This window comes from Pseudomonas sp. CLCA07 (assembly GCF_053615335.1).
The window spans coordinates 2,762,296-2,782,656 of record NZ_CM132131.1; the positions used below are offsets into that span (position 1 = coordinate 2,762,296).

Below are 20,361 nucleotides of genomic sequence, written 5' to 3' on the forward strand. Positions count from 1 at the left end.
GAAAAAAACGGGAAATAGCGGGATTGCCCCAAGCCTTGTAGGAGCTGGCTTGCCAGCGAAGAGGCCCTTACATTCAACATCCATGTTGACTGTTGCACCGCTTTCGCTGCGATGCGGCGACCCGACAAGCCAGCTCCTACAGGGTTTTGCGCTGGACTTAGCGCACGCTGCTGGTGAAGCGGCTCGCGCCTGGCAACTCCAGAACAATCTCATCACCGACATTCAACGGACCAACGCCCACCGGCGTGCCAGTCAGGATCACGTCACCGGCCTGCAGCGAGAAGCAGCCGGCCATGTGCTGGATCATCGGCACAATCGGGTTGAGCATCGCGCTGCTGTTGCCATCCTGGCGCACTTCGCCGTTGATGGTCAGGCGAATGCCGATATCGGTCAGATCAGCAAAGGTGCTGCCGGACACGAACGGCGCGATCACCGCCGCGCCGTCGAAGGACTTGGCGATTTCCCATGGCAGGCCTTTGGATTTCAACTCGGCCTGCTTGTCGCGCAGGGTCAAATCCAGCGCCGGGGCGAAACCGGAGATGGCATCCAGCACTTCTTCGCGGCTCGGCCTGGTCGACAACGGCTTGCCGATCAACACAGCAATTTCTGCTTCGTAGTGAACTGAACCGCGCTCGGTCGGAATCGTAAAACTGTCTTCCAGCGGCACGACACAACTGCCCGGTTTGATGAACAGCAGCGGCTCGGTAGGCACCGGGTTGTCCAGTTCCTTGGCGTGTTCGGCGTAGTTGCGGCCAATGCACACCACTTTCCCCATCGGAAAATGAATACGCGTACCGTCGACATACTGGTGCTGATAGCTCATTACCGACTCCTGGTTCGTGCTCTTAACATTCGAAAATCAAACAGCAAAGATCTTGCCCGGGTTCATGATGCCGTTCGGGTCGAACACCGCTTTAACTGCTTTCATGTACTCGATCTCGACCGGGGAACGGCTATAGGTCAAATAATCACGCTTGGTCATGCCCACGCCGTGCTCGGCGGAAATCGAACCGTTGTACTTCTCGACGGTTTCGAACACCCACTTGTTGACGGTCGCGCATTTGGCGAAGAACTCGTCCTTGCTCAGGTTATCCGGCTTGAGGATGTTCAAGTGCAGGTTGCCGTCGCCGATGTGGCCGAACCAGACGATTTCGAAGTCCGGGTAGTGTTCGCCGACGATTGCGTCGATTTCCTTGAGAAACGCCGGGACTTTCGACACGGTGACCGAGATGTCGTTCTTGTACGGCGTCCAGTGGGAAATGGTTTCGGAGATGTACTCGCGCAGCTTCCAGAGGTTCTGCAACTGGGTTTCGCTCTGGCTCATCACGCCGTCCAGCACCCAGCCCTGCTCGACGCAGTGCTCGAAAGTTTCCAGGGCGTGGTTGGCCACTTCTTCGGTGGTCGCTTCGAATTCCAGCAGCGCGTAGAACGGGCAATCGGTTTCGAAGGGTGCCGGGACATCGCCGCGCGCCATGACTTTCGCCAGGGCTTTATCGGAGAAAAATTCGAAGGCGGTCAGGTCGAGTTTGCTCTGGAAGGCGTGCAATACCGGCATGATCGAGTCGAAATCAGTGGTGCCAAGGACCATGGCAGTGAGGTTTTTCGGGGCCCGGTCCAGACGCATGGTCGCTTCAACCACAAAACCGAGGGTACCTTCGGCGCCGATGAACAGCTGACGCATGTCGTAGCCGGTGGCGTTCTTGATCAGGTCACGGTTCAGTTCCAGCAAGTCGCCCTTGCCAGTGACGACTTTCATGCCCGCAACCCAGTTGCGGGTCATGCCGTAGCGAATGACCTTGATCCCGCCGGCATTGGTACCGATATTGCCGCCAATCTGGCTGGAACCTGCCGAAGCGAAGTCCACCGGGTAGTACAGGCCTTTTTCTTCAGCGACGTTCTGCAAATGCTCGGTGACCACGCCTGGCTGACAAACGGCCGTGCGGTCGGTGAGATTCACGTCGAGAATCTGGTTCATGTAGTCGAACGACACGACCACTTCGCCATTGGCGGCCACCGCCGCGGCGGAAAGCCCGGTACGACCGCCGGACGGCACCAGCGCCACCTTGTGTTCATTGGCCCAACGGACAATAGCCTGCACCTGCTCGGTGGTCTTGGGAAACACGATAGCGGTCGGGGCCGGGGCGAAATGCTTGGTCCAATCCTTACCGTAAGCATTCAGGGAGTCGGCATCGGTCAGCACCTTGCCAGGCTCAACCAGGGTCTTCAGCTCTTCAATCAAGGCAGGATTGGTCATCGACAGAACTCTCGAACAATTCATGGTCATCCTGAGAACGCTTCACGTCGCAGGAATGAGTGTTTAGCGGGGCGCCTATGCTAGCATATCGACCCCGCAGGATAGTGCCCAAAGGCTGTTCTGCGGCGACGGCTTTCTTGCCGTCGGGGTCAGCGTCTGTTGACCATTTCCTGCCATTTTTCTCCGGGATACAGGTTTACGCAGATGAGCAAGACTTCTCTCGATAAGAGCAAGATCAAGTTCCTTCTTCTCGAAGGCGTCCACCAATCGGCTGTCGACGTTCTCAAGTCGGCGGGCTACACCAGCATCGAGTACCTGACCGGTTCTCTGCCGGAAGCCCAGCTGAAGGAAAAGATCGCTGATGCGCACTTCATCGGCATTCGCTCCCGCACTCAACTGACCGAAGAGATCTTCGATCACGCGAAGAAGCTCGTGGCTGTAGGGTGTTTCTGCATCGGCACCAACCAGGTCGACCTGGACGCTGCCCGCGAACGCGGCATCGCGGTGTTCAACGCGCCGTACTCCAACACCCGTTCCGTAGCGGAGCTGGTGCTGGCCGAAGCGATCCTGCTGCTGCGCGGCATCCCTGAGAAGAACGCTTCCTGCCACCGTGGCGGCTGGATCAAGAGCGCGGCCAACTCCTTCGAGATCCGCGGCAAAAAGCTGGGCATCGTCGGCTACGGCTCGATCGGTACTCAACTGTCGGTCCTGGCAGAAGGCCTGGGGATGCAGGTGTACTTCTACGACACCATCACCAAGCTGCCACTGGGTAACGCTACTCAGGTAGGCAACCTGCACGAACTGCTGTCGATGTCCGACATCGTTTCGCTGCACGTACCGGAAACCGCCGCCACCCAGTGGATGATGGGCGAGAAGGAAATCCGCGCCATCAAGAAAGGCGGCATCCTGATCAACGCCGCCCGCGGCACCGTGGTCGAACTGGACCACCTGGCTGCGGCCATCAAGGACAAGCACCTGATCGGCGCGGCCATCGACGTATTCCCGGTGGAGCCACGCTCCAACGACGAAGAGTTCGAAAGCCCGCTGCGTGGCCTGGACAACGTGATCCTGACCCCGCACATCGGTGGTTCCACCGCTGAAGCCCAGGCCAACATCGGTCTGGAAGTGGCGGAAAAACTGGTCAAGTACAGCGACAACGGTACTTCGGTATCGTCCGTGAACTTCCCGGAAGTGGCCCTGCCGGCTCACCCTGGCAAGCACCGCCTGCTGCACATCCACGAAAACATTCCGGGCGTGCTCAGCGAGATCAACAAGGTCTTCGCCGAAAACGGCATCAACATCTCCGGTCAGTTCCTGCAGACCAACGAGAAAGTCGGCTACGTGGTAATCGACGTCGACGCCGATTACTCGGACCTGGCGCAAGAGAAGCTGCAACACGTCAACGGCACCATCCGTAGCCGTGTGTTGTTCTGATAGCTACTTGAGCGACAAAAAAAGGAGACCTTGCGGTCTCCTTTTTCATGGGCGCGGTTCTTTATTCCGAGCAGGTTACTTAACGTTGACGGTGATCTTCTCCGACACGATCGGAGGATCAAACGGCATGTGGTTGCTGTCGCCCAGTTCCACCTGCAGGGTGTGCTTGCCCGGCGTCAGCTTTACTTCACCCTGAGTTTGCGCATTGCCGAAGTGCATGTGGTTGGCATCCTTGGGGATTGCTACACCGGCGGCTGGCAGTTCATCGACATCGATCAGCAAGTGGTGATGGCCAGTGTTCTTGGTGGGGTCGCCCGCGGGCGCCAGCGCAATGTTCTCGACAGCGAACTTGACGATGACAATTTGCGGCACCGTGTCACCGTCCTCAAGATCAACGAAGGACACTTCAGCGCCCTTCGGGGCTGGCGTAGCCGCAATGGCCAGCACCGAAACACCCATCAGCAGGCCAGCCAAAGCAGCACGAGACATAAACGTTTTCATTCTCTTCTCCAGTTTTTCCGTAAAATCCGCGTGACCATGACAACTTCATGGTCAATCGTTGTCGAAGGCACTCGACAACCATAGCAAAGCGATCCTGAATCAGAGCATCGCGATAATGAATTCAAAGGAGTGACCATGCGTTTTCTGCCTGGCCTGATCTGTTTGCTACCCCTTCTGAGCCCTCTGGCTCATGCCGAACTGATTGACGACATAAACGACCGCGGCGAACTGCGTATTGCGCTTGAGGCCAATACACCGCCCTTCAATTTCAAGGATGAAGGCAAACTCACTGGGTTCGAAGTCGAGTTGGGTCAACTGCTGGCCAACGAACTCGATGTCCGGGCCGACTTCGTCGTCACCGATTCGGGCGATTTGTTGGCCGGCGTTGAAAGCGGCAAGTACGACGTCGCCATCAATCACATAGCGATGACCCCGGATCTGAAAGATCGCTTCGACTTCAGCGAGCCTTACGCTCAAACCAATGCGCAATTGATCGCGCAGAAAGAAGAGCAACCGCGTCCGATGGTGTTGGTGCAGTCGTTTACAGAAGAGAAACCAAACGCCGCCTCACCCGTGAGCCTGGCGATTCCGTTTCAGAAAGGTAATCCGGCGTTTCATGTCAGCCTGGAAAACGCGCTGCAGCGGATCAAGGATGACGGGCGACTGCAAGCGCTGGAGCAGAAGTGGTTGGGGACGGATGCGGGTGTGGTGCCGAATCAATGACCCGTAGGAGCTGGCTTGCCAGCGAAGAGGCCTTAACCTTCAACACCTGTGTTGCCTGCAATGCCGTCTTCGCTGGCAAGCCAGCTCCTACAGGGTTATGTGTGGGGCGTTAATCGAGTGTTGCCAATGCCTGCGCCGCTTGCGGCAACTCCAGCTCACTGAACACCTGCACCCCGTGGCGTTTGAGCAACGCCGCGGTCACACCTTCTCCACTGACCTTCACGCCACTGAAGCTTCCGTCATACGTAAGCAAATTCCCGCAGGACGGGCTGTTGGCCTTGAGCACGGCGATGCGGATGCCGTGCTTTTGCACCAGTTCCAGCGCCTGATAGGCCCCCGAAAGGAACTCGGCACTGACATCCTCGCCCTCGGTGGTGATCACGCAAGCCTGGCCATCCAGCACTTCAGCGCCCTGCCCGCCGGGGATTTCCGCCGCGGCCCTGGGCGTCGGCAAGCCGCCGGCAACCTCGGGACACAACGGTACGACCCGGCCTTCATTCAGCCACTGCTGAAGCTGATCGAATGGCCCGCTGGCCCCGCCGTCGTAACGGACGCGGTGGCCCAGCAGGCAGCGGCTTACCAGAATTTTTTGCATGATCAGAACGGCTCGTTACCCCGACGCCGGAACCAGCCAGTCAATGACAGGCGATCCCAGGTCGCGGGCAGGACTTCGTGGGGCACTTCGCCCGACAGGAATACCACCAGGCATCCGCCGACAGGTTCCACGTCGTATGCCCTGTCCTCCTCCAGATACATGCGCAACTGTCCGCCGTGCTCGGGCAGCCAACCGTCATTGAGGTACACCACTGCCGAGACCATGCGCCGGTCGTCATCGCGGAAACGGTCGACGTGCTTGAGGTAGAACGCGCCGGGCGGGTACAGCGCGAAATGGCTTTCGAAATCTTCCAGACCCAGAAACAAACCGCGATTCATCGCTTGTCGCAGGCTGTCCATCAACGCAAGGTAGCTGTCGCACGCCTCGGCCTGGCCGGGGTCGATCCACTGAATATGGTCACCGCGAATCCCCTCGCGAACCTCCGATGAGGGACCTCTGCCTACGGCGGCTGGGGCCAGTTCACCCTCGGCCGCACGTTTACGGCACTCAGCCGCCAGCGCTCGGGTCAGATCCAGAGGCAGGAAAATATTCTGTTGCGACCAGCCGCGTGCAGCCAGGTCGTCAACGATACGTAACAGCAGCGGGTCATCCGAGGGTATTTGCATGCCGCGCATAGTATTCCTGTGCCTGAAAATCCGACAGAGCCGCGCAGCGGGTTGATACGAATTCTCGACAAGTGCGGATGCCACACGGAGAATAGTCGGCTGCTGACAGGAGTCCCTATGCGCCGGTTGCTTTTTTCACTGTTGATGCTCTGTGTTTTGCCCGCTTGGGCAGACGGCCACGACCAGTTGTACAAGGTCGCCGGCTGGCCAGAGCAACGCGCGCATTTCAACGATGCTCTCACGGCCGCACAACAACGCTACGAGAGCAGCCTGCCACCCGCGGTGTTTCAAGCACTGGTCAATAACAGCAATCAGCGTTTCGCTGCCCAGTCCGTCGATCAGCGTGCCGAAGCGCAAATGCGCAAGAGTCTCGCCGACCCCAAACCCGCACTGACCTTCTTTCAATCGCCCCTGGGCAAAAAAGTCGTTGCTGCCGAACTGCTGGCAACCCGTCGCGACCAATTGGCGAAAAACGCCAAGGGTCTGCCGAAGATTCAGGCCAGCGACAGCCGTCAGTTGATCATCGGCCATCTGGCCCAGGCCCTGCCCGCCCGCGAGGCGGGGGCTGAAGTCAGCCTGGCGATTGCAGGCGTTGCGGCCGACAGCCTGAGTTCAATGATCCCAGGGTTGCTCGGTGGTGGTCAGGCGCAAGGGATGTTGAACGGTCAGCGTCAGCGCTTGATGGACCAGATCGGCAGCGATCTGAACAACACGTTGCTGTATGTCTATCGCGACCTTTCGGATGACGAACTGGAAGAGTTCGCCACGTTTGCCGAGTCCACCGAGGGCCAGGCTTATTACCAGGCGGCGCTGGCGGCGATTCGGGCGGGGTTGGCGGTGGGGCAGGATACTTCAAGTCTTCGCCAGTAATTTTCGGCGCCTACAAAGGCCCCTTCGCTGGCAAGCCAGCTCCTACATTCCGGCCTTTGATCCGCTTGGTCAAAAACCCGAAATACTCCTCCCGCATCACCCGCGTCTCATTTGCCAGATGATGCCGCGCCTCTGGCAACATCAACACCTGAGGCCGGTCGAACTTGGCCTTCAACACCCCAAGGTTATGTTCCCAATCCACCGTCATGTCCGCCTGCCCCTGCACGATCAGCGGCCGACGCGGGCTGTTCGGTGCGGCCTCGATTTGCTTGATCCAGCGCGCCAACGCCCCGACCCACGCCGTTGGCAGACGCTGCGGCTGCAAAGGGTCGGCCTGCAGGAACGGCAAAAAATCAGGGTCGTTGGAGTTCTCACTAAAGCGCCGGGCGATGGCTTTGACGAAAGGTTTGAGCAGGTAATAGCTGAGCTTTGACCAAGCCCAGGCACGCGGCCTGACCAAGGGTGACAGCAGGATGACCTGGCCTTGCGCGGGGCTGTTCGCACCTTGATTGAGCACATGATCAATCACGATTGCCCCGCCCGTGCTCTGCCCGCACAGGTGCCACGGCTGCGGCAGATCGATGGACAACGCCTCGGCGAACAAACCTTCCAGCGCGTCCTGATACTCAGCGAACTCTTTGATGCTCGCTCGCTCGCCGCTGGACAGACCATGCCCCGGCAGGTCGCAGGCGATCACGGCGAACTCCTGGTCCAGAGCCCACTCGATCACATGGCGGTAGAGCCCGGTGTGATCGTAGAACCCGTGGAACATAAACAACGTCGCTTTCGCCCGCTCCGGCCACCAGAACTGACTGACCAATTCATAGCCATCGATCTCGAAACGCCCCAGCCCCCCGCGCAGCGTACGACCCGGAAAATCCAGCCCGTAAAAACGCTGATACGCCATGGCCTCGGTCGACAGCGCCTGCCCTTCGGCCAATGGTCGCAGGCTGGCGCGCAAATGATCGGGGGCAAAAGTGGCGGACATGAAGGATTCCAGAGCGTTAAACAGACTTTATAGGCCTGCGATATTCATCTGTCGCAGCAAGCATGGCAAGCTAGCCGACCTTCGAGGATTCAAACTCATGCGTCCGGCCTACCGCACCCCACTGCTTGCCAGCCTGCTCGCCCTCGTGTGTGCCGGCGTTTTGTGGGCCGCATATGACTGGTTTCAGGGGCGCTACTTGCGCGCGTTCAGCGAACACACCGCGGTGTTTTCCGGCGACCCGTTGCGCCTGCCCGACGACCTCGCCGGCCCCGGCGCCATCCGCCTCGTGCACTTCTGGGACCCGGCCTGCCCGTGCAACGTCGGCAATCAACAACACTTGAGCGAACTGGTTGAGCGCTATGTGCCGCAAGGCGTTGAGTTTTACGCCGTGCAAAAACCCGGCAGTCACGGCCAGCTACCCACCACGCTGAGCAGCCTGAAAACCATCAATGTGCTGCCGGGCGCCGAACAGATCCCCGCCAGCCCGGCCGTGGCGATCTGGGACCGCAGCGGCAAACTGGCCTATTTCGGTCCGTACAGCGAAGGCCTGACCTGCAATTCGAACAACAGCTTTATCGAACCCATTCTGCAAGCACTGAGCGAAGGGCGCGCGGTGAGCGCAACCCATACGCTGGCCATCGGTTGCTACTGCCCTTGGCCGGTGGAAGTGAAGTAAGGCATTCCTGACTTTTGCAGGACCGCAATGCCCGACACAGAAGGTCTGTGTTACATGTTTGCAGCCCACACGGGCGGCAATCCAATAAGAACAAGGAGTCACCATGAAACGCGTCCTGACTGTACTTGTCTCGCTGGTAGTCGTGCTCGCCATCGGGGTCGGCGGGTACGTGTACAGCAAGCAGCCGACGCGCCAGGGCCAGGTGGAGTTGCAACGCCTGCAAAGCTCGGTGACCGTGCGCTACGACGAGCGCGGCGTACCGCATATTCGCGCTGAAAACGAAAGCGACCTCTACCGCACCCTCGGTTATGTGCAGGCCCAGGACCGCTTGTTCCAGATGGAAGCCATGCGGCGTCTGGCCCGTGGTGAACTGGCGGAAATCCTCGGTCCGAAACTGGTCGACACCGACAAGCTGTTTCGCAGCCTGCGCATCCGTGAACGGGCCGCTAGCTACGTGGCCGCGCTGGATCGGCAGTCGCCGGCATGGAAGGCCCTGGAAGCCTATCTGGACGGTATCAATCAATATCAGGACAACCACGCTGCGCCCGTCGAGTTCGATGTGCTGGGCATCCACAAACGCCCGTTCACGGCTGAAGACAGCATCAGCGTCGCCGGTTACATGGCGTACAGCTTTGCCGCGGCGTTTCGCACCGAACCCTTGCTGACGTTTGTGCGCGACCAATTGGGCGCCGACTACCTGAACATATTCGACCTCGACTGGCAGCCCAAAGGCGTGTTGGCCAAGGGGCAGTCCAAATCGGCGGCGGCACTGTCCGCCAGTGACTGGAAAGACCTCAACGCTCTTGCCCGCTTGAGCGAACAGGTGCTGGCCGACAATGGCCTGCCACAATTCGAGGGCAGTAACGCCTGGGTAATTGCCGGCAACCGCACCAAAAGCGCCAAGCCACTGCTGGCCGGCGACCCGCATATTCGCTTCTCGGTGCCAGCGGTCTGGTACGAGGCGCAACTCTCGGCACCAGGCTTTGAGCTGTACGGCCACCATCAGGCGTTGGTGCCGTTTGCATTTTTGGGCCACAACCAGGATTTCGGCTGGAGCCTGACCATGTTCCAGAACGACGATCTGGACCTGATCGCCGAGAAGACCAACCCGGACAACCCCAATCAGGTCTGGTATCGCGGCAACTGGGTGGACATGGTCAACACCGAGCAACAGATCGCCGTGAAGGGGCAGGAAGCGGTCAAGCTGACGCTGCGTCAATCGCCCCACGGGCCGATCATCAACGACGCACTCGGCACGGCGGCCGGCAAGACGCCGGTGGCCATGTGGTGGGCTTTCCTTGAAACACCGAACCCGATTCTCGAAGGCTTCTACCAGCTCAACCGCGCCGACACCCTGGCCAAGGCGCGCGCCGCAGCCGCCAAGGTTCAGGCGCCGGGGTTGAACATTGTCTACGCCAACGCCAAGGGCGACATTGGCTGGTGGGCCTCGGCGCTGCTGCCAAAACGCGCGGCCGGGGTGAAGCCCGGTTTCATCCTCGACGGCAGCACCAATCAGCCGGACAAGGACGGCTTCTACCCGTTCAGCGCCAACCCGCAGGAAGAAAACCCGGCACGCGGCTACATCGTCTCGGCCAACTTCCAGCCGCTATCGCCAACCGGCATGGAAATTCCCGGTTACTACAACCTTGCCGATCGCGGTCAGCAACTCCATCACCAGCTCAGCGACAAAAACGTGAAATGGGACATCGACGCCAGCAAGAAGCTGCAACTGGGCACCACCACTGCCTACAGTCCCCGTCTGTTGGCGCCGTTGTTGCCAGTGTTGCGTGAGGTGGTGAGCGATCCCGCAGAACTCAAACTGGTGGAACAACTGGCGCAGTGGAAAGGCGATTATCCGCTCGACTCCACCAGCGCCACGCTGTTCAACCAGTTCCTGTTCAACCTGGCCGACGCAACGATGCACGATGAGCTGGGGAATGATTTCTTCGAAACCTTGCTCTCGACCCGGGTGATCGATGCCGCACTGCCACGACTGGCTGCCACGCCTGATTCACCGTGGTGGGACAACCGCAACACCCTCGACAAGGAAACCCGGGCCGATACGGTCAAGGTTGCCTGGCAAGCGAGCATCGCTCACCTCAAGACCACCTTGGGTGCGGATTCGGCGCAGTGGCAGTGGCAGTGGGGCAAGGCACATACCCTGACGCATGGCCATCCACTGGGCATGCAGAAGCCGCTGGACCTGGTCTTCAACGTCGGGCCGTTCGCCGCACCCGGCACGCATGAAGTACCTAACAACCTCTCGGCCAAAATCGGCCCGGCGCCCTGGCCGGTGACTTACGGCCCGTCGACGCGGCGTCTGGTCGACTTTGCCGACCCGGCTCACAGCCTGACCATCAACCCGGTTGGCCAGAGCGGCGTACCGTTCGACAGCCACTACGACGACCAGGCCGAGGCGTATATCGAAGGGGTTTACTACGAAGCGCATTTCAACAACGAAGAAGTCACCGCCAATACGCATAGCACGTTGAAGTTTTTGCCAGCGCGGGCAGTGCCTTAGATTTTTGTTGTTTGGGCTGGCCTCTTCGCGAGCAGGCTCGCTCCCACATTGGAATGCATTTCAACTGTGGGAGCGAGCCTGCTCGCGAAGAGGCCCAACCAGACAACAACAATTTGTGTTCAAACCATCGCAGCAAAATTCCGCCTGAACTGCTGCGGCGTAATTCCCAGCCTGCGATTGAACACACTGCGCATGTGCTGGGCATCGCGAAACCCACATTGGTAGGCCACGGTCTTGAGCGGCGAATGCGTGCTCTCCAGCAGTACCCGCGCCGCGTCCACCCTCGCCCGCTCGACGAACTCCGCCGGAGTGATTTTTGCTTCCTTGGCGAACACCCGGGAAAAATTGCGCGAGCTCATGTTGGCCGCAATCGCCAGGTCAGCAAGGGTCAGATCACCTGTGAGGTTAGCCAGCACATAGAGCTGAACCATCGCCACGACAGAAGTGGGTTCGGCGTGGGGCATAAGAAACGGGCTGAACTGCGATTGTCCGCCAGAACGCTGAGTGAACACCACCAGACGCTTGGCCACGTTCAACGCAACGTCCGGCCCGTGGTCCCTGGCCAGTAAATACAACGACAAGTCGATTCCCGCAGTGACACCGGCCGAGGTATAGAGCTCGCCGTCCTGCACGTACAAGCGATCCGCCTCGACCCGTGTCGACGGACACAACTGTGCCAGCGCGGTAGCGTCGTCCCAGTGGGTCGTCACGGTTCGTCCATCGAGCAATCCGGCCCGGGCGAGTATGAACGCGCCATTGCAGATCGAGCCAAAGCGTTGCGCCCGCGCGCAGGCACCCCGCAGCCACGCATCAAACGCGCCGCCAAAATCCATGAACGGCAACTGCGGCCCACCGGCCACCAGCAGCAAGTCATACGCCTCCAGCGCCTCGCTGAAGTGTCGATGGGCGTTGAGCGACAAACCGTTGGAACACGGCATTACTCCGCGTCCGACGCCGATCACCTCCAGCCGATAGTGATCTTGCGGCTCGAGAAAACGATTGGCTTCAGAAAACACATCCATGGGACCGGTGACGTCCAGGGACTGAACGCCGGCGAAGACCACGATGGCGATGGTTTTACTCATGGAAGCAGACGCCCTCTAAAACTCAAGTTTGGCACGAATCTGTGGCGAGGGGGCTGCTGTGGCGAGGGGGCTTGCCCCCGTTGGAGTGCGTAGCGCTCCCAGCCTTTGGGGCCGCTGCGCAGCCCAACGGGGGCAAGCCCCCTCGCCACAACAAGCGAGGTTGGCGCGATATGCAGGTTCATTGGCAAGGATCGCAGCCATGGATCGATTGTCCGCTTTCGGGGGCCAGCACAGACTTTGCCCATCAGCGCCGCCACGGCGTTCCCCGCGAGGACAGCACCATGAGCAGCAACATTGCCGGTATCAACATCCCCGACAGCGCATTGGCCAAGGCCACCACCGAATACATCCGCGACGTCGAATCCGACCTGCTGTATCACCACTCGCGCCGGGTGTTTTTGTTCGGCGCCTTGAGCGGCGAGCGCAAGCAACTGGCCTATAACCCGGACCTCTTGTACGTCGGCGCGATGTTCCATGACCTCGGCCTGGTGGAAGGTCATCGCAGCGATGACGAGCGTTTTGAAGTCGACAGCGCCAACGCCGCCAAAGCGTTCCTCAAGCCTTTCGGGCTGAACGACGACGATATCGAGCAGGTCTGGCTGTCGATTGCGCTGCACACCACACCGGGCGTGCCGCAGCACTTGCGGCCGAACGTGGCGCTGGTGACCGCAGGCGTTGAAATGGATGTGCTTGGCATCGACTACGCGGCGTTTTCCACCGTGCAGCGTGAGGCGGTGGTGCATGCGCATCCACGGGGTGAAGGGTTCAAGGAGTGCATCCTGTGTGCGTTCGCCAACGGCTTCAAGCATAAGCCGGACACTACGTTCGGCACGGTGAATGCAGATGTGCTGGTCGACAGCGAGGCGGGGTTCAAGCCGATGAACTTCGTCGAGATCATCCGCCAATCCCCTTGGGTAGCCTGAAAACAACTGTGGGAGCGAGCTTGCTCGCGATGAGGCCTTAACATTCAACGAAAGTGTTGAATGTCAGTCCGCTATCGCGAGCAAGCTCGCTCCCACAGGGGGTTGGGTTGGCCACACATTGGTGGCCAGCCCTGCATCAAGCTCAGGCCGCTTCCGGCGCCTGCGCGCGGCGCACGTCCGGTTGTTTCCAGGAGTCGGCAGCGCCTTCTTCGATGGCTTGCTGAATCGCACGTTTGCGACTTTCTTCGGCGCGGCGGCTGAAGAACCAGACCAGGAAGGTCACGATCGATACCGCCAACAGAATCAGGCTGGCCACGGCGTTGATCTCAGGCTTCACGCCCAGGCGCACTGCCGAGAACACTTCCATTGGCAGGGTCGTCGAACCCGGCCCCGACACGAAGCTCGCCAGCACCAGGTCATCCAGCGACAGGGCAAACGACATCATGCCGCCCGCCGCCAGCGATGGCGCGATCATCGGGATGGTGATCAGGAAGAACACCTTGAATGGCTTGGCCCCGAGGTCCATGGCCGCTTCTTCAATGGACAGGTCCAGCTCACGCAAGCGGGCGGAAACGACCACCGCGACATAGGCGGCACAAAAGGTCGTGTGCGCGATCCAGATGGTGATGATGCCGCGTTCCTGTGGCCAACCAATCATCTGCGCCATCGCCACGAACAGCAGCAACAACGACAGACCGGTGATCACTTCGGGCATCACCAACGGCGCGGTCACGAGGCCGCCAAACAGCGTGCGACCCTTGAAGCGTGTGATACGGGTCAGCACAAACGCCGCCAGCGTACCGAGTGCGACCGCTGCCACCGCCGTGTAGCAGGCGATTTCCAGCGAACGCACCACCGAGCCCATCAGTTGGGTGTTGTCGAGCAGGCCGACGTACCACTTGATCGACCAGCCGCCCCACACTGTCACCAGTTTCGAGGCGTTGAACGAGTAGATCACCAGGATCAGCATCGGTGCGTAGATAAACAGCAAACCGGACACCAGCATCAGGCTGGAGAATCTGAAGCGCTTCATTCTTTGCCCTCCATTTCTTTGGCCTGACTACGGTTGAACAGGATGATCGGCACAATCAGGATCGCCAGCATCACCACCGCCAGGGCAGACGCCACCGGCCAGTCACGGTTGTTGAAGAACTCTTGCCACAGCACTTTACCGATCATCAGGGTTTCCGGACCGCCGAGCAGTTCCGGGATCACGAACTCGCCCACCACCGGAATGAACACCAGCATGCAGCCGGCGACGATCCCGTTCTTGGACAGTGGAATGGTGATCTTCCAGAAGCTGTTGAAGGTGCTCGAACCGAGGTCCGAGGCGGCTTCCAGCAGACTGTGGTCGTGCTTCACCAGGTTGGCGTAGAGCGGCAGGATCATGAACGGCAGATAGGAGTAAACGACACCAATGTAGACCGCGAGGTTGGTGTTGAGGATCTGCAGCGGTTCGTTGATCCAGCCCATGCTCATCAGGAAACCGTTGAGCAAACCGTTGTTGCTGAGGATGCCCATCCACGCATACACGCGAATCAGGATCGCGGTCCAGGTCGGCATCATGATCAGCAGCACCAGCACCGTTTGCATCTCTTTACGGGCACTGGCAATGGCGTAGGCCATGGGGTAACCGATCAGCAGGCAAAGGACGGTGCTGATCAGCGCCATCTTCAACGAGCCGAGGTAGGCTGCGATGTACAACTCGTCGCCCGCCAGCATCGCGTAGTTGGCGAGGTTGAGCAGCACCTGCAACTTCTGGTCGACGAAGTTGTAGATCTCGGTGTACGGCGGAATGGCCACGTCGGCTTCGGCGAAGCTGATCTTCAAGACAATGAAGAACGGCAACATGAAAAACATGAATAGCCAAATGAACGGAACCCCGATGACCAGCTGGCGGCCACCGGGAATTATTCGATTGAGGCGGCGTTTGAATTTGCGCATGTTCATGAGCGAAGTACCACGCCGCTGTCGTCTTCCCAATACACGAAAACCTGGTCACCCCAGGTTGGGCGCTGACCGCGGCGCTCGGCGTTAGCGACGAACGACTGGACGATCTTGCCGCTCGGCAATTCGACGTAGAACACCGAGTGACCACCGAGGTAGGCAATGTCGTGCACCTTGCCGCTGGACCAGTTGTATTCGCAGGTCGGCATGATCGGCGTCACCAGCAGTTTTTCCGGACGGATCGCGTAGGTCACGGATTTGTCCTGCACCGAGGTGCTGATGCCGTGGCCCACATAGATCTGACGGTCCAGGTCCTTGCAGGTGATGGTGGCGTGGCCTTCGGCGTCGTCGATCACTTCACCGTCGAAGATGTTGACGTTGCCGATGAACTCGCAGACCAGACGGCTGGTCGGGGTTTCGTAGATGTCGATCGGGCTGCCGATCTGGGCGATCCAGCCCAGGTGCATGATCGCAATGCGCTCGGCCATGGTCATGGCCTCTTCCTGATCGTGGGTCACCATGACGCAGGTTACGCCGACGCGCTCGATGATCTCGACCAGCTCAAGCTGCATCTGCGAGCGCAGCTTTTTGTCCAGCGCGCCCATCGGTTCGTCGAGCAGCAGCAGCTTCGGACGCTTGGCCAGGGAGCGAGCCAGTGCCACACGCTGACGCTGACCGCCGGACAGTTGATGCGGCTTGCGCTTGGCGAACTGGCTCATCTGTACCAGCTTGAGCATGTCGGCCACTCGCGCATCGACTTCAGCCGCGGGCAGCTTGTCCTGCTTGAGGCCGAAGGCGATGTTCTGCGCCACGGTCATGTGCGGGAACAAGGCGTACGACTGGAACATCATGTTGATCGGCCGCTCGTACGGCGGCATGTCGGTGATGTCTACGCCATCGAGGAAAATCCGCCCTTCGGTCGGTCGTTCGAAGCCGGCGAGCATACGCAGCAACGTGGATTTGCCCGATCCCGAGCCGCCGAGCAGGGCGAAAATTTCGCCTTTCTTGATTTCCAGGGACACATCGTCCACGGCAATCGTCTCGTCGAACTTCTTCGTGACCCGGTCGATTTTGACCAGCACCTGTTTAGGTGACTGGTCGCCCTCGAGGGCTTTCTTATAGGCGCCGGAGGCAACTGCCATTTACGAAACTCCCAGAAAAAAAGAGTGCAGTTCGCTCAAGGTGAGCCAACCTTGGATAGTTTGAGCCCTGAAGCTATTTACCCGACTTGACCTTGGTCCAGCTGCGGGTCATCAAACGTTGAATGTTTGGTGGTAACTCGATCGACACGTAGGTCTTGTCGAGGACTGCTTGCGGTGGATATACCGACTCGTCGGTGCGGATGGACTGTTCCATCAGTTTGTCCGAGCCGGGGTTGGGGTTCGCATAGCCAACAGAATCACTGACTTGTGCGATCACCTCGGGTTTCAACAAATAGTTGATGAAGGCGTGGGCTTCTTTGACATTGGCCGAATCCTTGGGAATCGCCAGCATGTCGAACCACAGCGCGCCACCCTCTTTGGGAATGGTGTAGGCAACGTTTACGCCTTTGCCGGCCTCTTCCGCCCGGGCCTTGGCCTGGAACATGTCACCGGAGAAACCGATGGCGATGCAGATGTCGCCATTGGCCAGGTCCGAGATGTACTTGGACGAATGGAAGTACGTCACGTAAGGCCGCACCGCCAGCAACTTGGCTTCAGCCTTTTTGTAATCTTCGGGGTTGGTGCTATTGGCGTTCAGGCCCATGTAGTTGAGGACCGTCGGCATCATTTCATCGGCAGAATCGAGGAAGGCTACGCCGCAGCTGTGCAGTTTCTTGATGTTTTCCGGCTCGAACACCACATCCCAGGAGTCAATCTTGTCGACACCCAGTACCGCCTTGATTTTTTCGACGTTGTAACCGATGCCGTTAGTACCCCACAGGTAGGGAACAGCGTAAAGATTACCCGGATCGTTTTGCTCCAGACGTTTGAGCAGCACCGGATCAAGGTTGGAATAGTTAGTCAGCTTCGACTTGTCGAGCTTCTGGAAAGCGCCCGCCTTGATTTGTTTGCCGAGGAAGTGGTTGGACGGCACGACCACGTCGTAACCGGTACGCCCGGCCAGCAACTTGCCTTCCAGGGTTTCGTTGGAATCGAAAACGTCATAAACCGGCTTGATGCCGGTCTCTTTCTGGAAGTCCGCCAGGGTGGTCGGACCGATGTAATCCGACCAGTTATAAATATGCACAGTGCCAGCGGCCTGGACACTAACGGCAAGCGTCAGCCCGGCGCCAACCAGCATGGCATTGCGAAACAAAGAAAAAATTGGCAAGTGGAGGTCCTCTAAAAATAGTTGGGCCCAAGTTGCCCCACGTTACATGACAGCCATGGCTGCCCGGCAACAAAACCGGCGCGCAACTTACCCTCGAAAAACCGTTCCAGCAAACTTTATGAAGATCTGTAGCAGCTGCCGCAGGCTGCGTTCAACTGCGAAGCAGTTGTACTGTTGAAAACGCGGAGGTCCTTTGGACTTCAACGCAGCCTTCGGCAGCTGCTACAAATTTATTTCTTATTTACCCGATTTGATCTTGGTCCAGCTGCGAGTCAGGAGCCGCTGGGTCGCGGCCGGCAAGTCGGCAATCGCGTACAGCTTGGCCAGCACGTCCGCTGGCGGGTAGATGCCTGGATCGCTGGTGATGTCTTTATCAACCAGTGCAGTGGCCGCCGCGTTACCGTTCGGGAAGCGCACGGCGTTGGTGATTTCCGCCATGATTTCCGGCTTCATCAGGAAGTTCATGAACTTGTAGGCGCCTTCAACGTTTTCGGCATCTTTAGGCATGGCGACCATGTCATAGAAGCTGCCTGCACCTTCTTTCGGAATGTTGTAGCTGACTTTCACCTTGTCACCGGCTTCAGCCGCGCGGGACTTGGCCTGGTAAATGTCACCCGAATAACCCACAGCTACGCAGATGTTGCCGTTGGCCAGGTCAGAGATGTACTTGGACGAGTGGAAGTAAGCGATCGAAGGACGGACCTTCATGATCAGCGCTTCGGCTTTGTCGATGTCTTCTTTCTTCTGGCTGTCGGTTGGCAGGCCCAGGTAGTGCAACGCTACCGGAATCATCTCGGTTGGCGAGTCCAGCAAGCTGATACCGCACGACTTCAGCTTGGCAGCGTTTTCAGGTTTGAAGATCAGGTCCCAGGAGTTGGTCGGCGCGTCGGCACCCAGTGCAGCCTTGACCTTCTCGGCGTTGAAACCGATACCGATCGAACCCCACATATACGGGAAGGCGTGTTCGTTGCCCGGGTCACTCACCGATACCGCTTTGAGCAGCTCAGGGTTCAGGTTTTTCCAGTTAGGCAGCTTGGACTTGTCCAGCTTTTGGTAAACGCCGGCCTTGATTTGCTTGGCCAGGAAGTTGTTCGACGGTACGACGATGTCGTAACCGGACTTGCCCGCCAGCAATTTGGCTTCCAGGGTTTCGTTGCTGTCGAAAACGTCGTAGACCACTTTGATGCCCGACTCGTCTTCGAACTTCTTGACGGTGTCCGGTGCGATGTAGTCGGACCAGTTGTACACGTGCAGCACCTTGTCATCGGCCTGAACGGCACCCGCCATCACGCCCATCAGGGACATGGCGAGAAGGGTCTTGCCAGCTATCTTCATACCTAATGCCTTCATCGGTAATGCTCCAATTTTTTCTTTTTAACCACGTGCTCAGCGGCCTTTCCTGGGCATCTGAAACAACCGGTAGTCTGGCAAGATCCAAGGCAGGCTTTCAAGGAAAGACCCCTCCTTTGTTTGCACTGAGCGAAGTGCAATCTTCGCACCTCGCTCAGAGCCTAGCACTTAGCCCTGCAACGCACTCAGGGTCAGGTCCAGACACTTGCGTGCCTTGGTCACCAACTCATCGATTTCAGCCGGTGTAATCACCAGTGGTGGAGCAATGATCATGGTGTCGCCGACGGCGCGCATGATCAGGCCGTTTTCGAAGCAGAACGTGCGGCAGATCATGCCGACGCCCTTGCCTTCGTAACGTTTGCGGGTGGCTTTGTCCTGAACCAGTTCGATGGCCCCCAACAGACCGACCCCACGCACTTCCCCCACCAACGGGTGATCGTTCAGTTCCCGTAGACGCTTTTGCAAATAGGGTGCCGTTTCTGTGCGCACGCGCTCGACAATTTTTTCTTCGCGCAGGATGCGGATGTTCTCCAGTGCCACCGCAGCGGCCACCGGGTGCCCGGAATAGGTGAAACCGTGGTTGAAATCGCCACCTTCGTTGAGCACCTCGACCACTTCGTCACGCACGATCAGGCCACCCATAGGGATGTAGCCGGACGTCAGGCCTTTGGCGATGGTCATCATGTCGGGTTTGAGGTCGTAGAAATCGGTACCGAACCACTCACCGGTGCGGCCGAAACCACAGATCACTTCGTCAGCCACGAACAGGATGTCGTACTTGGCGAGGATTTCCTTGATGCGCGGCCAGTAGGTGTCTGGCGGAATGATCACGCCGCCGGCACCCTGGATCGGCTCGGCAATAAAGGCCCCGACGTTGTCCACGCCGACTTCCAGAATTTTCTCTTCCAGTTGATTGGCCGCCCAGACGCCGAACTCTTCAGGCGTCATGTCACCGCCTTCGGTGAACCAGTACGGCTGTGCGATGTGGACGATGCCCGGGATCGGCAAGTCGCCTTGTTCGTGCATGTACGTCATGCCACCTAGGCTCGCGCCGGCCACGGTGGAACCGTGATAACCGTTCTTGCGACTGATGATGACTTTTTTCTTCGGCTGGCCCTTGATCGCCCAGTAGTGACGAACCATACGCAGCATGGTGTCGTTGCCTTCCGAACCCGAACCGGTGAAGAACACGTGGTTCATGCCTTCAGGTGCGATGTCGGCGATGGCCTTGGCCAGTTCCAGTACCGGCGGGTGAGCAGTCTGGAAGAACAGGTTGTAGTAAGGCAGTTCACGCATTTGCTTGCTGGCGGCATCGGCCAGTTCATCACGGCCGTAACCGATCGCTACACACCACAGGCCGGCCATGCCGTCGAGGATCTTGTTACCTTCGCTGTCCCACAGGTAAACGCCCTTGGCGTTTGTGATGATCCGCGGGCCTTTCTCTTTCAGCTGCTTGAAATCGCTGAACGGGGCCAGGTGGTGATCGTTGCTCAGGGTTTGCCATTCACGGGTTTGCGGATTATTGCTGGTCATACAAATCTCCTAAAAAAAATCA

General features: G+C 58.8%; 19 protein-coding genes. 6 read left to right on the forward strand and 13 right to left on the reverse strand.

Going from position 1 to position 20,361, the window contains the following annotated elements; all coding sequences use genetic code 11:
* Nucleotides 1-157: 157 nt before the first annotated feature.
* Nucleotides 158-823, reverse strand: coding sequence for a fumarylacetoacetate hydrolase family protein (locus ACWGZX_RS12785; protein ID WP_452628553.1), 666 nt, complete (start codon nt 821-823; stop codon nt 158-160).
* A gap of 36 nt (nt 824-859) precedes the next feature.
* On the reverse strand, nt 860-2,254 hold the full coding sequence (locus ACWGZX_RS12790) for an FAD-binding oxidoreductase (RefSeq protein WP_033049202.1): 1,395 nt from the start codon (nt 2,252-2,254) through the stop codon (nt 860-862).
* A 204-nt stretch (nt 2,255-2,458) separates the two neighbouring features.
* On the opposite strand from ACWGZX_RS12790, the gene serA reads away from it, so the two are divergent.
* Nucleotides 2,459-3,688, forward strand: coding sequence for a phosphoglycerate dehydrogenase (gene serA, locus ACWGZX_RS12795; RefSeq protein ID WP_452628554.1), 1,230 nt, complete (start codon nt 2,459-2,461; stop codon nt 3,686-3,688).
* 75 nt (nt 3,689-3,763) lie between these two features.
* Here the strand turns inward: serA and ACWGZX_RS12800 are convergent, their stop codons facing one another.
* Entirely contained in the window at nt 3,764-4,189 is a 426-nt protein-coding gene (locus ACWGZX_RS12800) for a DUF4399 domain-containing protein (protein WP_452628555.1), read from the reverse strand.
* A 135-nt stretch (nt 4,190-4,324) separates the two neighbouring features.
* On the opposite strand from ACWGZX_RS12800, the gene ACWGZX_RS12805 reads away from it, so the two are divergent.
* Nucleotides 4,325-4,912: a transporter substrate-binding domain-containing protein gene (locus tag ACWGZX_RS12805; RefSeq protein ID WP_452628556.1), complete on the forward strand. Its 588-nt coding sequence runs from the start codon at nt 4,325-4,327 to the stop codon at nt 4,910-4,912.
* A gap of 109 nt (nt 4,913-5,021) precedes the next feature.
* On the opposite strand, the gene ACWGZX_RS12810 is transcribed toward ACWGZX_RS12805, so the two are convergent.
* Both ACWGZX_RS12810 and ACWGZX_RS12815 read right to left on the reverse strand, forming a co-directional pair.
* On the reverse strand, nt 5,022-5,507 hold the full coding sequence (locus ACWGZX_RS12810; RefSeq protein WP_452628557.1) for a DUF523 domain-containing protein: 486 nt from the start codon (nt 5,505-5,507) through the stop codon (nt 5,022-5,024).
* 2 nt (nt 5,508-5,509) lie between these two features.
* A complete protein-coding gene (locus tag ACWGZX_RS12815; RefSeq protein WP_452628558.1) occupies nt 5,510-6,142 on the reverse strand; it encodes a 2OG-Fe(II) oxygenase in 633 nt (210 codons plus the stop codon).
* A gap of 108 nt (nt 6,143-6,250) precedes the next feature.
* On the opposite strand from ACWGZX_RS12815, the gene ACWGZX_RS12820 reads away from it, so the two are divergent.
* Nucleotides 6,251-7,003: a DUF2059 domain-containing protein gene (locus ACWGZX_RS12820; RefSeq protein WP_452628559.1), complete on the forward strand. Its 753-nt coding sequence runs from the start codon at nt 6,251-6,253 to the stop codon at nt 7,001-7,003.
* Nucleotides 7,004-7,013: 10 nt separating this feature from the next.
* Here ACWGZX_RS12820 and ACWGZX_RS12825 read toward each other — a convergent pair whose 3' ends face one another.
* Complete coding sequence (locus tag ACWGZX_RS12825; RefSeq protein WP_452628560.1) at nt 7,014-7,991, reverse strand: alpha/beta hydrolase; 978 nt, start codon at nt 7,989-7,991, stop codon at nt 7,014-7,016.
* A 97-nt stretch (nt 7,992-8,088) separates the two neighbouring features.
* Between ACWGZX_RS12825 and ACWGZX_RS12830 the strand changes: the two genes are divergently transcribed.
* Complete coding sequence (locus tag ACWGZX_RS12830) at nt 8,089-8,667, forward strand: DUF6436 domain-containing protein (RefSeq protein ID WP_223517889.1); 579 nt, start codon at nt 8,089-8,091, stop codon at nt 8,665-8,667.
* 103 nt (nt 8,668-8,770) lie between these two features.
* Nucleotides 8,771-11,188, forward strand: a complete 2,418-nt coding sequence (locus ACWGZX_RS12835; protein ID WP_452628561.1) for a penicillin acylase family protein — start codon at nt 8,771-8,773, stop codon at nt 11,186-11,188.
* 119 nt (nt 11,189-11,307) lie between these two features.
* On the opposite strand, the gene ACWGZX_RS12840 is transcribed toward ACWGZX_RS12835, so the two are convergent.
* A complete protein-coding gene (locus ACWGZX_RS12840) occupies nt 11,308-12,273 on the reverse strand; it encodes a GlxA family transcriptional regulator (protein ID WP_452628562.1) in 966 nt (321 codons plus the stop codon).
* Between the two features lie 281 nt (nt 12,274-12,554).
* Here ACWGZX_RS12840 and ACWGZX_RS12845 point away from each other — a divergent pair, with 281 nt between their 5' ends.
* Nucleotides 12,555-13,196 carry an HD domain-containing protein gene (locus tag ACWGZX_RS12845; RefSeq protein ID WP_452628563.1) on the forward strand — a complete coding sequence of 214 codons (642 nt, stop codon included), beginning with the start codon at nt 12,555-12,557 and terminating at the stop codon, nt 13,194-13,196.
* Between the two features lie 142 nt (nt 13,197-13,338).
* Here the strand turns inward: ACWGZX_RS12845 and ACWGZX_RS12850 are convergent, their stop codons facing one another.
* The 6 genes from ACWGZX_RS12850 to ACWGZX_RS12875 form a co-directional block, all read right to left on the reverse strand.
* Nucleotides 13,339-14,229: an ABC transporter permease subunit gene (locus tag ACWGZX_RS12850; RefSeq protein ID WP_223517872.1), complete on the reverse strand. Its 891-nt coding sequence runs from the start codon at nt 14,227-14,229 to the stop codon at nt 13,339-13,341.
* Nucleotides 14,226-15,107 (reverse strand): ABC transporter permease subunit, encoded by an 882-nt coding sequence (locus tag ACWGZX_RS12855; protein WP_317849414.1) that lies wholly within the window; start codon nt 15,105-15,107, stop codon nt 14,226-14,228. The genes ACWGZX_RS12850 and ACWGZX_RS12855 overlap by 4 nt, the downstream gene beginning before the upstream one ends.
* Before the next feature lie 35 nt (nt 15,108-15,142).
* On the reverse strand, nt 15,143-16,285 hold the full coding sequence (locus ACWGZX_RS12860) for an ABC transporter ATP-binding protein (RefSeq protein ID WP_223517868.1): 1,143 nt from the start codon (nt 16,283-16,285) through the stop codon (nt 15,143-15,145).
* Between the two features lie 73 nt (nt 16,286-16,358).
* Nucleotides 16,359-17,456 (reverse strand): polyamine ABC transporter substrate-binding protein, encoded by a 1,098-nt coding sequence (locus tag ACWGZX_RS12865; protein ID WP_452628564.1) that lies wholly within the window; start codon nt 17,454-17,456, stop codon nt 16,359-16,361.
* A 237-nt stretch (nt 17,457-17,693) separates the two neighbouring features.
* The gene (locus ACWGZX_RS12870; protein ID WP_452629009.1) at nt 17,694-18,791 is read right to left on the reverse strand and encodes a polyamine ABC transporter substrate-binding protein; all 1,098 of its coding nucleotides are present in this window, start codon (nt 18,789-18,791) and stop codon (nt 17,694-17,696) included.
* Between the two features lie 183 nt (nt 18,792-18,974).
* A complete protein-coding gene (locus ACWGZX_RS12875) occupies nt 18,975-20,339 on the reverse strand; it encodes an aspartate aminotransferase family protein (RefSeq protein ID WP_452628565.1) in 1,365 nt (454 codons plus the stop codon).
* Between the last annotated feature and the right edge of the window lie 22 nt (nt 20,340-20,361).

Excerpts from the sequence above, each read along its gene's own strand:
- ACWGZX_RS12785 (WP_452628553.1), bottom strand. The coding sequence starts at position 823 with ATGAGCTATCAGCACCAGTATGTCGACGGTACGCGTATTCATTTTCCG.
- ACWGZX_RS12790 (WP_033049202.1), bottom strand. The coding sequence starts at position 2,254 with ATGACCAATCCTGCCTTGATTGAAGAGCTGAAGACCCTGGTTGAGCCT.
- serA (WP_452628554.1), top strand. The coding sequence starts at position 2,459 with ATGAGCAAGACTTCTCTCGATAAGAGCAAGATCAAGTTCCTTCTTCTC.
- ACWGZX_RS12800 (WP_452628555.1), bottom strand. The coding sequence starts at position 4,189 with ATGAAAACGTTTATGTCTCGTGCTGCTTTGGCTGGCCTGCTGATGGGT.
- ACWGZX_RS12805 (WP_452628556.1), top strand. The coding sequence starts at position 4,325 with ATGCGTTTTCTGCCTGGCCTGATCTGTTTGCTACCCCTTCTGAGCCCT.
- ACWGZX_RS12810 (WP_452628557.1), bottom strand. The coding sequence starts at position 5,507 with ATGCAAAAAATTCTGGTAAGCCGCTGCCTGCTGGGCCACCGCGTCCGT.
- ACWGZX_RS12815 (WP_452628558.1), bottom strand. The coding sequence starts at position 6,142 with ATGCGCGGCATGCAAATACCCTCGGATGACCCGCTGCTGTTACGTATC.
- ACWGZX_RS12820 (WP_452628559.1), top strand. The coding sequence starts at position 6,251 with ATGCGCCGGTTGCTTTTTTCACTGTTGATGCTCTGTGTTTTGCCCGCT.
- ACWGZX_RS12825 (WP_452628560.1), bottom strand. The coding sequence starts at position 7,991 with ATGTCCGCCACTTTTGCCCCCGATCATTTGCGCGCCAGCCTGCGACCA.
- ACWGZX_RS12830 (WP_223517889.1), top strand. The coding sequence starts at position 8,089 with ATGCGTCCGGCCTACCGCACCCCACTGCTTGCCAGCCTGCTCGCCCTC.
- ACWGZX_RS12835 (WP_452628561.1), top strand. The coding sequence starts at position 8,771 with ATGAAACGCGTCCTGACTGTACTTGTCTCGCTGGTAGTCGTGCTCGCC.
- ACWGZX_RS12840 (WP_452628562.1), bottom strand. The coding sequence starts at position 12,273 with ATGAGTAAAACCATCGCCATCGTGGTCTTCGCCGGCGTTCAGTCCCTG.
- ACWGZX_RS12845 (WP_452628563.1), top strand. The coding sequence starts at position 12,555 with ATGAGCAGCAACATTGCCGGTATCAACATCCCCGACAGCGCATTGGCC.
- ACWGZX_RS12850 (WP_223517872.1), bottom strand. The coding sequence starts at position 14,229 with ATGAAGCGCTTCAGATTCTCCAGCCTGATGCTGGTGTCCGGTTTGCTG.
- ACWGZX_RS12860 (WP_223517868.1), bottom strand. The coding sequence starts at position 16,285 with ATGGCAGTTGCCTCCGGCGCCTATAAGAAAGCCCTCGAGGGCGACCAG.
- ACWGZX_RS12870 (WP_452629009.1), bottom strand. The coding sequence starts at position 18,791 with ATGAAGATAGCTGGCAAGACCCTTCTCGCCATGTCCCTGATGGGCGTG.
- ACWGZX_RS12875 (WP_452628565.1), bottom strand. The coding sequence starts at position 20,339 with ATGACCAGCAATAATCCGCAAACCCGTGAATGGCAAACCCTGAGCAAC.